We start from the raw sequence: 15,076 nt of genomic DNA on the forward strand, positions 1-15,076 counted from the left end.
AGCAGCCGGCATGGGCCTAAGCCCCGGTTTTTTTCGCTTTGGTGGCACGGGGTCGCTTGCCGGCCGTGGCGCTGCTCTTGCGCTTCTTCTTCTTCTTCCACGGCGCGCCGCCGCGCCCGGCCGGCACCGGCGGCCCTGAAATGCGCAGGCTCATGCCCGAGCAGCGCTCCACCTGCTTGCTCATCCACGCCGACTGCTTGGCCACGAACGCTTCCAGGCTCATTTCGCCGCTCTGCACCATGTCCAGCGCCTGCTCCCAGATCGCCGTGGTGCCAGGGTCGGCAATCGCCCTTGGCACCGCGTCGATCAGGCTGAACGCCGCCGGCGTGGCCGACAGCGCCTTGCCCTGCTTGACCAGGTAGCCCCGGTCGAGCAGGCCCTGGATGATCCCGGCGCGGGTCGCTTCGGTGCCGATGCCGGTGGTGTCCTTGAGCTTCTGTTTAAGGCGCGGGTCGTCCACCAGCTTGGCGACGTTCTTCATCGCCTTGATCAGGTCGCCTTCGGTGAAGGGCTTGGGCGGTTGGGTCCACAGGTCCTTGAGGTTGATCCCGGCCACCTCGCACAGCTGACCCTCGTGCAATGCCGGCAGCACTTGCGCCACCGGCGCCTCGCGGCCCTTGGGCGGGGTCAGGGCTTCGGGCAGCGCGCGCCGCCAGCCCGGCTCGACGATCTGCTTGCCCACCGCACGCAGCGCCTGCCCGGCGCAATCGAAGTCGGCCTGGGTGCGGTCGTATTCATGGTTGGGCAGAAACTGCGCCAGGTAGCGGGCACGAATCAGCACGTACACCGACTTGTGCTTGGGCGGCAGGCGCGCCGGGTCGAGCGCGGCGGCGGTGGGGATGATGCCGTGGTGGGCGCTGACCTTGGCGTCGTTCCACGCGCGTGAGCGGCGTTGCGCCTGCAGGTGCGGCTGCAAGGGCGCCAGGCTCGGGTCGGCGCGCCCCAGCGCGGCAAGAATCGCCGGCGCCTCGGCGTGCTGGCTCAGGGGCAGGTAGCCACAGTCGCTGCGCGGGTAGGTGATGACCTTGTGGGTTTCGTACAGCGCCTGGGCGATGTCGAGGGTTTCCTGGGCGCCCAGGCCGAATTTCTTCGAGCACAGCTCCTGCAGGGTGCCCAGGTCGAAGGGCAGCGGCGCTGCCTCGCGCACGCGCTCGGTGGTCAGCGTCAAAAGGCGCGCCGTGGGCGCCGCCTGGATGGCCGCAGCCGCCTGCTGCGCGAACGCCTGGTTCAGGCAGCGGCCCTGGTCGTCGCACAGCTCGTCGGGCGCACGCCACTGGGCATTGAACACCTCGCCGGCGCTGCGCAACTGCACATCGATGGCCCAGAACGGCACCGGCACGAAATCGGCGATGCTGCGGTCGCGGTCCACCACCAGGCGCAGTGTCGGGGTTTGCACCCGGCCCACCGGCAACACGCCCTGATAGCCGGACTGGCGGCCGAGCAGGGTGAACAGCCGGCTCATGTTCATGCCGATCAGCCAGTCGGCACGCGAGCGGCCCAGGGCCGAGTGGTACAGGTTGAAGGTGGCGGCGCCGGGCCTGAGGGCGGCCAGGGCCTTGCGGATCGAGGCGTCGTCCAGCGCCGACAGCCACAGGCGCTGGATCGGCCCGCGATAGCGGCAGTGCTCCACCAGCTCGCGGGCGATCATTTCGCCCTCGCGGTCGGCGTCGGTGGCAATCACCAGTTCGGCCGCCTCGCCGAGCAGGCGCTTGACCGCCTTGAACTGCGCGGCCGTCCTGGGTTTTACCAGCATTTTCCATTGCGCCGGGATGATCGGCAGGTCGGCCAGCGACCAGCGCTTGTAACGGGCATCGTAGGCGTCGGGCGGGGCGGTTTCGAGCAGGTGGCCGATGCACCAGGTCACCGTGACGCCCGTGCCGACCCAGCAACCGTCGCCGCGGCGGCTGGCGCCAAGGACCTTGGCGATGTCCTTGGCCTGGGAGGGTTTTTCGCAGAGGTACAGGCGCATGGCCGGGTGAGCTCTTGGTCGGGCTGTGATGGGCCCTAGAATGCGCAGGATTGGCGATGCAGGCAAGGTTTATCTGTATGGATATACAGATGAATGTGTAGCGCTTGCCTGCCCGCCGATGCCTCAGCCGCGCGACGCTTCCAGTGCCTGGGCCAGGTCGGCCAGGATGTCGTCGCTGTGTTCGATGCCGATCGACAGGCGCACCATGTCACGCGGCACGCCGGCCTTTTCCAGCTCTTCGTCGTTCAACTGGCGATGGGTGGTGGAGGCCGGGTGGCAGGCCAGCGACTTGGCATCGCCGATGTTCACCAGGCGCACCACCAGCTTGAGTGCGTCGATGAAGCGTGCACCGGCCTCCTGGCCGCCCTTGATCCCGAACGACAGGATCGACGCCGGCTTGCCCTCGGTGTAGCGCAGCGCCAGCGCGTGCTCGGGGTGGTCCGGCAGGCCGGCGTACTTGACCCACGCCACCTGCTCGTGACCCTGGAGGTAGTGGGCCACCTTCAGGGCGTTCTCGGTGTGACGCTCCATGCGCAGGGCCAGGGTCTCCAGCCCCTGCAGGATCAGGAAGGCGTTGAACGGCGACAGCGCCGCGCCGGTGTTGCGCAGCGGCACCACGCGGCAGCGCCCGATGAACGCCGCCGGGCCGAAGGCCTCGGTGTAGGTCACGCCGTGGTAGGACGGGTCGGGGGTGTTGAGCAGGGCGAAGCGCTGCTTGTGGTCGGCCCACGGGAAGTTGCCCGAGTCGATCACGATGCCGCCGATGCTGGTGCCGTGGCCGCCGATGTACTTGGTCAGCGAGTGCACCACCACGTCGGCGCCGTGCTCGAACGGGCGGCACAGGATCGGCGTGGCCACGGTGTTGTCGACGATCAGCGGCACGCCATGGCGGTGCGCGGCATCGGCCAGCGCGCGCAGGTCGACGATGTTGCCGGCCGGGTTGCCGATCGACTCGCAGAACACCGCCTTGGTCTTGTCGTCGATCAGCGCCTCGAGGGCGGCGATGTCGTCATGGGCGGCGAAGCGGGTCTGGATGCCGAAGCGCGGCAGGGTATGGGCCAGCAGGTTGTAGGTGCCGCCATACAGCTTGGCCACCGAGACGATGTTGTCGCCGGCCTCTGCCACGGTCTGGATGGCGTAGGTGATCGCCGCCATGCCCGAGGCCACCGCCAGTGCGCCCACGCCGCCTTCCAGCGCGGCCATGCGCTGTTCCAGCACATCGTTGGTGGGGTTCATGATGCGGCTGTAGATGTTGCCGGCCACCTTGAGGTCGAACAGGTCGGCACCATGCTGGGTGTCATCGAAGGCGAACGAGGTGGTCTGGTAGATCGGCACCGCAACCGCTTTGGTGGTCGGATCGGGGCTGAAGCCCGCATGGATCGCCAAGGTTTCCAGCTTCATGATGCAGTCGTTCCTTGAAAGTCGTGGAGGCCGAAGCATGCGCGGCGCGCAAACGCGGGGTCAAGCCTTGCCCCGCTGAACGATGACCTGCGCCAGCCGGTCGGATGGTCATTGCCTGCCACCCTGCAACGGAGTCGCCCATGCTGCCCCACCTGATTGCACCCGGTTTCGCCCTGCTGGCCCTGGCCAGCACCCTGGCCATCGCCGCCGAGCCCTTGCGCATCACCGGCCTGCAGCGCTGTGGCGATGTGCTGAGCGCGGTGCAGCAGCAGTGGTGCTTGAGCACCCGCGGCCTGGCGCAGGGCACGCCCGGGGTGCATCTGGACGGGCACGTGCTGCCCGCCGCCCGTGTCACCCGCGATGGCGATACGCTGCGCCTGAACCTCGATACGGCGCGGTTGGACAGCGGCCCGTTGTGGCTGCAGGACGCGGGCGGCCAGGCCAGCAACCCGGTGTGGCTGTCGCTCAAGGCCAGCCATGTGGTGCCCGCCGGGCCGGGCGAGGTGGCGAAGAACATGGACGGCCTGACCACCTATGTCGACCTGGTCAGCCTGCTGATCGAAGAGCGCCACGACGGCCTGCAGGAGGCCCGGCGCCTGGCCGACAAGTACGGCGCCAAGGTGGTGGGGGCGATCGCGCCGCTGAACGTCTACCAGCTGCGCCTGCCGGTCAGTGACCTGGTGCAGCGCGATGCCATGGTGCTGCGCCTGGGCAGCGAGGTCAGCGTGGACGCCGTGGTGATCGAGGAGTCCGCGCCGGAAAAGGGCGAGGAGCGCGAACCCGCAGATGCGCAGGCCCGGCCCGGCGGCGAGGAGTGGGCCGCCAACCGTTTCATGGACGCGGTCAACTTCTACCAGCGGCGCATCCCTGCCCGCGATGCGGCGGTACCGGTCAGCCCGGTTCGCATCGGCGTGATCGAGCGCGACGTGGATTTCGACGCCCCCGATTTCGCCGATTACCTGGGCCCGTGCCGCGGCGAGCGACCACGCACCTGCCTGTACGCGCGTGACGCCGACAAGCCCGACGGGCATGGCAGCACGGTGGCCGGGGTGCTCGCCGCGCGCTGGGAGCAGGGCGGCAATACCGGTTTTCTGCGCGGGCTCGACCCGGCCAGCCCCGGCTTCGAGGTGATCGTGGAGCGCAATTCCGACGCCGGCATCACCGCCAACATCGCCGCCTCGGTCAACCTGGTGGAGGACGGCGTGCGGGTGCTGAACTGGAGCTGGGGCATCCACCGGGTGGGGGCGAAGAACGTCGAGGGCGACGAGGTCGACTCGCTGGTGCGCTCGGGCCTGGCCATGAGCGGCTATGAAGAGCTGCTGGAGGAGTTCTTCCTGTGGCTGCGCAAGGAGCACCCGGACGTGGTGGTGATCAACTCGGCGGGCAATGGCGCGTCGTACTCGGGTACCGACGAGTACCGCCTGCCGTCCTCGTTCGTCACCGAGCAGTTGCTGGTGGTGGGCGGGCACCAGCGCAGCGAGCGCCCGGTGGCGGTGGATGATCCGGCCTATGTGGTCAAGCGCGCCGCCTCCAACATCGATGCGCGCGTGGACATCACCGCCGCCGCCTGCGTGCAGGCGTCCACTGCGCAGGCCGACCAGCGCGGCGAGGTGCACTGCGGTACCTCCTATGCCACGCCGATGGTGGCCGGGGTGGTGGCGGCCATGCTCTCGATCAACCCGCGCCTGCAGCCCGAGCAACTGCGCCTGTTGCTGCGCCGCAGCGCCATGACCCTGGGCGGCGAGGGCGACTTCGAGCCCATGGACGCCGAAGACCTGACCGCGCCGATCCTGCCGTCCGAGCGCAACTACCAGCTCAATGACAAGGACGTCGGCCGCTCGGCGCGGCTGGACATGCACAAGGCCCTGGACCTGGCGGTGCAGAGCCGCGACCGGGTGCGATGAGGGTGTCGCCTTCATCGCGGGTCAAGCCCGCTCCCACAGGCTCTGCACAGTCCTGTGGGAGCGGGCTTGCCCCGCGATGGCTGCGACGCCGTTTGTGTTTGAGGTAAGCTAGCCAACCTTTTGCACCCCCTCGATACCCTGTCACCCCCGCAGGCGATGCCCTGCCGATTGGAACCCCGATGCAGCCCACACGCAAACCCTTCCGACTCGCCCCCGTGCGCGCCGACGTGCTCGCCGGCCTCACCACCGCCTTCGCCCTGGTGCCCGAGTGCATCGCCTTCGCCCTGGTTGCGCACCTGAACCCGCTGTTGGGCCTGTACGGCGCCTTCATCATCTGCACCCTGACCGCACTGTTCGGTGGGCGCCCGGGCATGGTTTCCGGCGCCGCCGGCTCGATGGCGGTGGTGATCGTCGCGCTGGTGGTGCAGCACGGCGTGCAATACCTGCTGGCCACGGTGCTGCTGGGCGGGCTGGTGATGCTGCTGTTCGGCCTGCTGCGCCTGGGCAAGCTGGTGCGTCTGGTGCCGTACCCGGTGATGCTCGGCTTCGTCAACGGCCTGGCCATCGTGATTGCCCTGGCCCAGCTCGAACACTTCAAGTCCGGCCAGGCCTGGCTTGCCGGCAATGCGCTGTACCTGATGCTCGGCCTGGTGGCACTGACCATGGCCATCGTCTACGTGCTGCCACGCCTGACCCGCGCCGTGCCGCCGGCGCTGGTGGCGATTCTCGGCGTGGGCCTGCTGGTGTACCTGTTCGACCTGCCCACCCGCACCCTGGGCGACATGGCGCACATTGCCGGCGGCCTGCCGGGCCTGGCCCTGCCCGAGGTGCCATGGACCCTCGACACCCTGCGCATCATCGCGCCATATGCAGTACTGATGGCCATGGTCGGCCTGCTCGAAACCCTGCTCACCCTCAACCTCACCGACGAAATCACCGAGAGCCGCGGCCACCCCGACCGCGAATGTGTGGCGCTGGGCGCGGCCAACATGGTCTCGGGCCTGTGCGGCGGCATGGGCGGCTGCGCGATGATCGGGCAGACCGTGATCAACCTCGGCTCCGGCGGGCGCGGCCGGCTGTCGGGCGTCGTGGCCGGGGTGATGATCCTGATGTTCGTGCTGTTTCTCGCGCCGCTGATCGAGCGCATTCCGCTGGCGGCACTGGTGGGGGTGATGTTCGTGGTGGCGCAGCAGACCTTCGCCTGGGCATCGCTGCGGGTGCTGCACAAGGTGCCGGTGAACGACGTGCTGACCATCGTGGCGGTCACCGTGGTCACGGTGTTCACCGACCTGGCGGCTGCCGTGATGTTCGGCATCATCATCGCCGCCCTGAACTTTGCCTGGCAGCAGGCCCGCGAGCTGTACGCCGACAGCGACGTGCACGCCGACGGCAGCAAGCTGTACCGCGTGCACGGCACCCTGTTCTTTGCGTCGGTCACCACCTTTCTGAACCAGTTCACCCCGGCCGACGACCCGGCCGAGGTGACCCTGGACTGCGCCCACCTGCGGGTGGTCGACTACTCGGCGATCGCTGCCATCAAGACCCTGCGCGAGCGCTATGCCAAGGCCGGCAAGCACCTGCGCGTGGTGCACCTGACCGAGCGCTGCAAGCAACTGCTCAGGCGCGCGGGGGAGCAGCACACCGCCTGAGCCCACGCGCATTTTTAAGGATCTGCTGATGGTCCGCGCTGCGGCATGTGCCTGAACATTGGCCTGTCACGGGAGTGACGTTCTCTGACGGCAAGCCTGTTGATTGGAGGAGTCTTTCGAAGCGGTGGATGGGCTATGGCACGCCTGCGTGGGAGGGGTGAGTGATGAATCAGTCGGCGCTTTACGTGGTCTCGACGCCCGTCGCGAGTACGTCGTTGCAGTCGGACCTCGGAAGGGCCCTGGAGCGGGATCAGTTCGAACTGCATTATCAACCGCTCTACCGCGTCGATCAGGGTCGCCCCTACATCGCGGGTGTCGAGGCGCTGCTGCGCTGGCGATCTGCCGGGCAACTGGTGCCGCCGCTGGCATTCATCCCCACCCTTGAAGCCACCGGGCAGATCGTACCGGTTGGCGAGTGGGTGCTGCAGCGCGCCTGTCGACAGGTCCGCGACTGGCAACTGGCCGGGCAGGGGCAGCTGCACTGTTCGGTCAACGTCTCCAGCCTGCAGCTGGAGCAGGTCGGCTTCGCCGCCTCGGTGCGGCGCGTTCTGCAGGCCTGCGGGCTGCCGCCGGCGAGCCTGATCCTGGAAATCACCGAAAGCCAGTGGGTCAGCGACAGTGCCCAGGTCAAGGCCTGCCTCGATGAACTGGTGAGCCTGGGCGTGCGGCTGGCGCTGGATGATTTTGGCACCGGCTACTCAGCCCTGAGTTGCCTGCTGCGTTTTCCATTGAGCATCCTCAAGGTCGACAGGAGCTTCGTCAGCGGCCAGCCCCAGAGCGGCAAGCTGCACGCCATCTGTCGTGCAATCATCGGGCTGGGGTGCGAGCTGGGCTTCGAAGTGGTTGCCGAAGGCGTCGAGGAGGCTGACCACCTGGACTTCATCGTGGGCCAGGGCTGCCATTACGCGCAGGGTTACCTGCTCAGTCGGCCCTTGCCGCCGACGGAGTTGCAACGCCTGTTCAACTAGCGGCTGCCACCGCCACGCAAGGGCGCCTGGCCGCTCGGAGGGTGGGCGTACCTCGATCGCCGATCATCGGAGGGCGGTGTGCAGGCCCGTTTTAAGGCTTGCCTGATAGGCTATTTCAAACGCCCTCATTAAAGTCCCCACCAGCAACGACGCGGAGTCGGGTGCCTCCGATTTTCTGCTTGTTTCTATGAGGGATTGAACATGCTGCTTAGAAATTTCAGGCTGGGCCATCGAGCAATACTGGTGTTTTTCGTATTGAACGTGCTGGTCATTGTCCTGGGTGTGGTTTCCATCATGCAAATGGGCCGGGTGCGTGCCGCTGCCCTGGAAATCGAGAAGAACTGGATGGAAAGTGTGCGCCAGGGAGGCGCGATCGACGCGCTGGTGCTGCGCCTGCGGCTTGAAAGCTATCGCCTCCTCAGTACCGATGACCCAGCGATCAGGAAGATGTCCATCGAGACCATCACCGGTGCACGCAGCGAGCTCGACAAGGCGGTCACCGACTATCGTCACCAGGTGTCCAGCCCGGACGAACAAGCGGCCTACGACGATGTCAAGACAGGGATCGCCAACTACATAGGGCAGCTGGACAGCTTTCTGGAGCGGGTGCAGGCCGACCACGCCGCCGAAGCCACCGAGTACCTAAACCAGACGACTCGGCCGCTGGCGAACAGCCTGCAGGTCGTTATCGGCAAGATGATGGACATCAACCGCGAAGGTGCCCGCCAATCGGGGATCGAGTCCGAGGCCATCTATCAGAGCTCGGTGAAGACCGTGATCGTGATCATCAGCGTGGTCGTGGTGTTGAGCATCCTGATGGGGGTTCTGTTTGCGCGCAGCATCACCGTACCGTTGCTGGCGGTGCTGGGGATCAACCAGCGGATTGCCGAAGGCGACCTGCGCAGTGTCGTGCCGATGTCCGGCAAGGACGAGCTGACCGACCTGATGGCCTCGACCGCGAGCATGCAGGCCAGCCTGCGTGACACCATTCGTCTGATGGGCGACTCGTCGAACCAGTTGGCCGCAGCGGCCGAACAGATGCATTCGGTGGCCGAGGAATCGAGCCGCGGGCTGCAGCAGCAGAGCGATGAAATCGAACAGGCCGCCACCGCCGTGAACGAGATGACGGTTGCGGTCGAAGAGGTGGCGCGCAACGCAGCCTCCGCGTCGGAAGTCACCCAGCAATCCGCCAGTTCGACCCGCACCGGTTCCGAGCGGGTGACCCAGGCGGTTGTCGCCATCCAGAACCTGACAACGATTGTCGAGTCCACCAGCGGGGAAGTCGAAGGCCTTGCGAACAGGGCACAGAACATCAGCAAGGTGCTGGACGTGATTCGCGCGATTGCCGAGCAGACCAACCTGCTGGCCCTCAATGCTGCCATCGAGGCTGCCAGGGCCGGTGACCAGGGGCGCGGGTTCGCCGTGGTGGCCGACGAGGTGAGGGCACTGGCCCACCGCACCCAGGAGTCCACCAAGGAAATCGAGACCATGATCGCCGACATCCAGGCGGGGGCCGAGCAGGCGGTAACGGCGATGTCGCAAAGCCGCGTCAATGCCCAGGACACCCTGGGGATCGCGCAGGAAGCCGGCGCCGCACTGGATGCGATTGCCCGTTCGATCACCGAGATCAACGACCGCAACTTCCTGATTGCAACCGCTTCCGAAGAGCAGGCGCAGGTGGCACGTTCGGTGGACCACAACCTGGTGAGCATTCGCGATCACTCGGTGCAGACCTCCGACGGCGCCAGCCAGACGGCCACTGCAAGCAACGAGCTGTCCAGGCTGGCGATTGCCATGGCCGACCTGACCCGGCGTTTCACCACGTGAAACCGCGCCGGTGCACCAGCCACGGCATGCGCATTCGCGGCGGTACATCGAGCTGAGCCAAGCGCCCTGGCTGTGCTGGGGCGCATTTTTAAGGCTTGCCTGATAGTGCTGCGCAGCAAAGGGCACTTAAGCTGGCGCCATGAAATTGAAGCATTTCCTGCAACCCACCGACTCGTTCTTCTCCACCCCCAAGGCCGTGCGCCGGCTGCTGCGATTGTTCGCCCAGTTGCTGGTGCTGGGCATGGTGGTGGGTGCGATCATTTCCCTGAGCTCGATTCTCAGAAACGAAGTTTCCCGTCGTCAGGGGCTCATGAGCGATGCCATCGCCAATGCACGGGTGTTCTTCACCCAGCGCGAGGCGTTGCTCAAGAGCCTCGCGCTGTCGGCGGTGGCGAAGCCATCTGGGCAACAGTTCGCGGTGGCGCAGCAGGTCGGTCACCGACAGCCCGGTGACGATCTCCGCTGGGACCTGCAGTTGTCCGGGCGCATGGTGGATTTCCTCACGACAAACCGCATCAACCTGCTGTACGTCGCCGATCAGGTGGCGGCCCGCGTGGTGTACCTGAACCGCACGGTCAGCTTCGATACGCCGATCCCTGGCGCGGTGCTGAGCCGCCTGCAGCGTATTGATCCCACCCTGCCCGAGGCGGACCAGGCGGTCTGGCTCAGCGATCAGCAGGCGTCGACGCCGCGGCTGTATCTGTTCGTGCGGGTGGATTTCCACCAGCCCCGATCGGGCTGGCTCGGCATGGAGATGGATGCCAGCGACGTGGCCAGCACGCTGCACGATGACGCGGCAGGGCAGTTCATGATGCTCAACCCCAGAGGCGATGTGATGATGCGCAGCGTGTCGAGCGTGTACCCGTCGCTGCCCTTGCCGAAGCTGGAGACAGGCCATGACTTCGGCTTCTCCGGGGAAGGCTTCTGGCCCGACCAGCTGGTGATGCGCAAGAAGCTGGGCTACTCGGATTGGAAGCTGTTCTATGCCATTGGGCTGGAGGCCTTGCTCAAGGTGTTGTGGTGGCCGTTGCTGGCTGCCAGCACCCTGATCCTGCTGATCGGCGTGCTGGTGGGGCGCCTGGTGACGCGCGTCGAACGGCGCCTGATCACCCCGGCAACCCAGCGCATCGATGCACTGATCGAAAGTGAAGCGTTCAACCGCGCGATCATCCAGACCGCCCCGGTGGCGCTGTGCGTGCTGCGCCGCGCGGATGGCCAGGTGGTACTGGAGAACACCTTGTCGCAGCAGTGGCTGGGCGAGTGCAAGGAGCGCGAGCGCCTGTGCCATGGCTGGATCGAACAAGCCTTCAGCGACCGCGAAATTGTCCAGTCCGACGAGTTCCAGGCCGGCGACGGTCGCCACCTGCACCTGAGTTTCGTGCGCACCCGCTACAACGGCGAGGATGTGCTGTTCTGCGCCTTCAGCGATATCAGTACGCGCAAGCAGGCCGAGGCCGCGATGACCATGGCCAAGCAGATGGCCGATGCCGCCAATGAAGCCAAGACACTGTTCCTGGCGACCATGAGTCACGAGATACGCACGCCGTTGTATGGCGTGCTCGGAACCCTGGAGCTGCTGGCCCGTACCGAGCTGAGGGGGCCGCAGAAAGACTACCTGCACGCCATCGAGAGTTCCTCGGCAGCGCTGCTCAACCTGGTGTGCGATGTTCTCGATGTGGCCAAGATCGAAGCCGGTCAGTTGGCCCTGGAGGCCAGCGAGTTCTCGCCGCTGGAGCTGATCCACGACGTGACCCAGAGCTACGCCGGTGCTGCGCGCAGCAAGGGGTTGTATCTGTATGCCTTCGTCGACCCGCACATGCCGGCGCTGTTGCGCGGCGACATAACGCGCATCCGCCAGGTGCTGAACAACCTGCTCAACAATGCGGTGAAGTTCACCGAGAGCGGGCAGATCGTACTGCGTGCCAAGGTCGGCTCGATGACCGAGGAACGGGCCGACATCCTCTGGCAGGTCAGCGACAGCGGCCCGGGCATTGCCCCGGACGACCAGGCCTTGCTGTTCGAGCCGTTCTACCAGTCCTCGACCAAGACCAACGTGGTGCCCGGCACCGGCCTGGGCCTGTCCATCTGCCAGCGCCTGGCCGCCTTGATGAACGGCAGCATCCGCGTGGTCAGCGCCGTGGGCCTGGGCAGCAGCTTTACCTTGAGCATTCCGCTGGGGCGCTCGTACCCGATGCCGGCGAGCGATACGCCGCGCCTGGCCGACGAGATGATCTACGTGCATTCCCCGGTGCTGGAAATGGCCGAGTACGTGAGTGGCTGGCTGCGGCGCTGGGGCGCGCAGACCCATATCGGGCTGCCACCCGAGATCCAGGCCGCGCATGACGTGCTGCTGGTGGAGGCCCACCCGCACACCGCGCACCCCGTCCTGCTGGAGTGGAGCGGGCCGCGTGTAGTGATATGCCCGCAGGAGTGCGAGCCGCCGTCGCAGCAACGCTACTGGCGGGTCAAGCTCAACGACCTGAACGGGCTGCTGGCGGCCGTCAGCCAGGCCCAGGGCATCGCCCCCCCGGCGCCTGGCCGGATCGAGCACGAGATCACCCGGCAACTGGACCTGAGGGTACTGGTCGCCGAAGACAATGTGATCAACCAGCTGATCGTCAAGGACCAGCTGGAAGAGCTGGGGTGCAGCGTGGGCCTGGCCCGCGATGGGCATGAGGCCCTGGCGCTGTGGCAGAACGAGGTGTTCGACGTGGTGCTCACCGACATCAACATGCCGCGCATGAATGGCTATGACCTGGCCAAGGCCCTTCGTCGTCAAGGCTGCGTGGTGCCCATCATCGGTGCCACGGCCAATGCCATGCGCGACGAGGGCGATCGGTGCCTGGCGGTAGGCATGCAGCAGCTGCTGGTCAAACCCTTCGGCCTCGGTGCGCTGTTCACCTGCCTGCAGCACTGCCAGCGTGAAGAGAGGCGAGCGTGACGTCGTTGGCCAGAAGCTCCCTACGCCTCGGTATCGGCTTGCTGCTTGGCATTGCCCTGATCTTCCTGCTGGCGATGACCCACGAGCAATGGGCGGCGCAGTACTGCGTCGATTGCGTCAGCTTCATCCGTGGGGCGAATTTACCGCTGCTGCGCATCGTGCTGGCATTCGCGTTGCTCAGTGCCCTGCTGGGGTGGCTGTACTACCACTATCGCCGGCAGGTCATCGCGCCGGCTCGCCAAGCCCGGAGCGAGCTGCTCGACAGCCAGGCGTTCAGCCTGGCGGTGATCGAAAGCGCACCTGCCGGGCTGATTGTCATCCGCCTGCACGACCACCAGGTGGTGGTGGAAAATCAGCGTGCCAAGGACAGTCGCGAAGTGGCGCAGTCCATCGTCGAGATGGCGCGCCAACCCGGCATCGAACTGTGCGGCGAGGCGAGCATGGTGCTGCAGGGTCGCTGTTTCCGGCTCAGTTTCTCCTCGACCCGCTACCAGGACCAGCAGGTTCTGCTGTGCGCGTTCACCGACGTCACCGAACACCTGGAACGCGCGGTGGCCTTGAGCCAGGCCAAGTCCATGGCCGACAAGGCCAGTGAAGCCAAGACCCTCTTCCTGGCGACCATGAGCCACGAGATCCGCACCCCGCTGTACGGCGTATTGGGCACCCTGGAGCTGCTCGGCCTGACCGGCCTCGACCAGCGCCAGATGGATTACCTCAGCATCATCCAGCGCTCGTCCTCCACATTGTTGCAACTGATCAGCGATGTGCTGGACGTGTCCAGGATCGAGTCGGGTCAACTCACCCTTGAGTCGGTGGCCTTTTCGCCATTGGGCCTGATCGAGGACGTGATGTCCGCGCACATCGCCAACGCGCGTGCCAAGGGCCTGCAGATCTATGCCTGCGTGGCACCGGAAATACCCGACCAGCTGGTCGGGGACGAGGTGCGCATCTGGCAGATCCTCAACAACCTGCTGGGCAACGCGATCAAGTTCACCGACATCGGGCGGGTTGTGCTGCGCTGTCGCGTGGTCAGGGGCGAAGGGCAAGACATCACGCTGGAACTTCAGGTCACCGACACCGGCATCGGCATTTCCCCGGAGCAGCAGCTGCACCTGTTCGAGCCGTTCTACCAGGCCCGCGCGAACAACCTTGTCAGCGGCACCGGGCTTGGCCTGTCGATCTGCAGCCGCTTCAGTGCGTTGATGGGCGGCGAGGTGAAGGTGGTCAGCGAACAGGGGTTGGGCAGCAGTTTCACGGTGCGCCTGCCGTTCGTGCTGCCGGACACGCCGTTGCCGGCAGAACCTGGCATCGACCTCGGCGGCGTGCAGGTGTACGTGCGTGCGCCCGTGCTGGAGCTGGCCGAGAACATCGGCAGCTGGCTGCTGCGCTGGCATGCCACGGTTACGGTGCTCAGCGCCGCGCAGCACGAGGTGCACAGCGGGGCGCTGCTGGTCGAGGTACTGGGCAACGGCAAGTGGCTGCCGGACTGGAACGGCCGGCGCCTGTTGTGCGACTACGACGGCCCGCAGGTTCCCGAGCCGATGGAGGCGGGCTGGCGCGTCAGCGCCAATCATGTGCGGGCGATTGCCGGCGCCGTGCTGATGGAAAAGAACGGCGTCACCGAGCCCGCGCCGCCTGGCGCAGCCCCTGCCTTGCCGGCGCTTGGCCTGCAGGTGCTGGTGGCCGAGGACAACCTGATCAACCAGGCCATTCTCAAGGAACAACTCGAAGCCCTGGGCTGCACCGTGGAACTGGCCAGTGATGGCCGGCAGGCGCTGCAGCAGTGGCGCAAGTACCGCTTCGACGTGCTGCTGACCGATGTCAACATGCCGGTCATGAACGGCTACGAGCTGGCGCGCGCGATACGCCTGCAGAACGCCAAGGCGCCGATCATCGGCGTTACCGCCAATGCCATGCGCGACGAGGGCGAGCGTTGCCAGGCAGCGGGCATGACCTGCTGGGTGGTCAAGCCGCTGAGCCTGACCACCTTGCGCAACCTGCTGCTCAATGTCACCCCGGCGCTGGCGCACGAGGAGGCCGGGCGCCAGCCGTCGCTAGAGCTGTCGGTGCAGTTGGCCGAGGGGGAGTCATCGGCAGCGGGCATCGTGTTGTCGCCGGCCATGCGCGACCTGTTTTTGAGTACCATGGAGAAGGACATCCGCGCCACTCGCCTGGCCCTGGCGGCCGGCGAGCAAACCGACGTCCTGCACAAAGTGCATGGTGTCAGTGGCGCACTGTCGGTGGTGCAGGCGCACGCGCTGGCCAGGCTGTTCGGTGAGCTTGAGCACCGCCTGCGCGCGCCCAGCCTGCAGCTCACCTTGATTGACGATATTCACCAGGCGCTCGACCGGCTCTGCGACTTGATGAGGTCGGTATGACCCGGGCCGAGACTTGCCACACTTTGTGCACACCGGAGC

General features: G+C 66.4%; 8 protein-coding genes. 6 read left to right on the forward strand and 2 right to left on the reverse strand.

The window, feature by feature from the left end; genetic code table 11:
- Positions 1 to 16 precede the first annotated feature (16 nt).
- Both FW760_RS00570 and FW760_RS00575 read right to left on the reverse strand, forming a co-directional pair.
- Positions 17 to 1,969, reverse strand: a complete 1,953-nt coding sequence (locus FW760_RS00570; RefSeq protein WP_446443483.1) for a DNA topoisomerase III — start codon at positions 1,967 to 1,969, stop codon at positions 17 to 19.
- A 123-nt stretch (positions 1,970 to 2,092) separates the two neighbouring features.
- Positions 2,093 to 3,370: a bifunctional O-acetylhomoserine aminocarboxypropyltransferase/cysteine synthase gene (locus tag FW760_RS00575; protein ID WP_054916502.1), complete on the reverse strand. Its 1,278-nt coding sequence runs from the start codon at positions 3,368 to 3,370 to the stop codon at positions 2,093 to 2,095.
- A gap of 140 nt (positions 3,371 to 3,510) precedes the next feature.
- Here FW760_RS00575 and FW760_RS00580 point away from each other — a divergent pair, with 140 nt between their 5' ends.
- The 6 genes from FW760_RS00580 to FW760_RS00605 all read left to right on the forward strand — a co-directional run bounded on the left by FW760_RS00580 (position 3,511) and on the right by FW760_RS00605 (position 15,037).
- Positions 3,511 to 5,274, forward strand: a complete 1,764-nt coding sequence (locus FW760_RS00580) for a S8/S53 family peptidase (RefSeq protein WP_116053536.1) — start codon at positions 3,511 to 3,513, stop codon at positions 5,272 to 5,274.
- A gap of 179 nt (positions 5,275 to 5,453) precedes the next feature.
- A complete protein-coding gene (locus FW760_RS00585) occupies positions 5,454 to 6,923 on the forward strand; it encodes a SulP family inorganic anion transporter (protein ID WP_100632480.1) in 1,470 nt (489 codons plus the stop codon).
- 164 nt (positions 6,924 to 7,087) lie between these two features.
- Positions 7,088 to 7,891, forward strand: a complete 804-nt coding sequence (locus FW760_RS00590) for a putative bifunctional diguanylate cyclase/phosphodiesterase (protein WP_100632481.1) — start codon at positions 7,088 to 7,090, stop codon at positions 7,889 to 7,891.
- 201 nt (positions 7,892 to 8,092) lie between these two features.
- Complete coding sequence (locus tag FW760_RS00595; RefSeq protein ID WP_043861104.1) at positions 8,093 to 9,718, forward strand: methyl-accepting chemotaxis protein; 1,626 nt, start codon at positions 8,093 to 8,095, stop codon at positions 9,716 to 9,718.
- Between the two features lie 139 nt (positions 9,719 to 9,857).
- Positions 9,858 to 12,659, forward strand: coding sequence for an ATP-binding protein (locus FW760_RS00600; RefSeq protein WP_116053539.1), 2,802 nt, complete (start codon positions 9,858 to 9,860; stop codon positions 12,657 to 12,659).
- Positions 12,656 to 15,037 carry an ATP-binding protein gene (locus FW760_RS00605; RefSeq protein ID WP_147303866.1) on the forward strand — a complete coding sequence of 794 codons (2,382 nt, stop codon included), beginning with the start codon at positions 12,656 to 12,658 and terminating at the stop codon, positions 15,035 to 15,037. Before FW760_RS00600 ends, FW760_RS00605 begins: the two co-directional genes overlap by 4 nt.
- Positions 15,038 to 15,076 lie beyond the last annotated feature (39 nt).

The organism is Pseudomonas sp. 1176_21 (genome assembly GCF_052850635.1).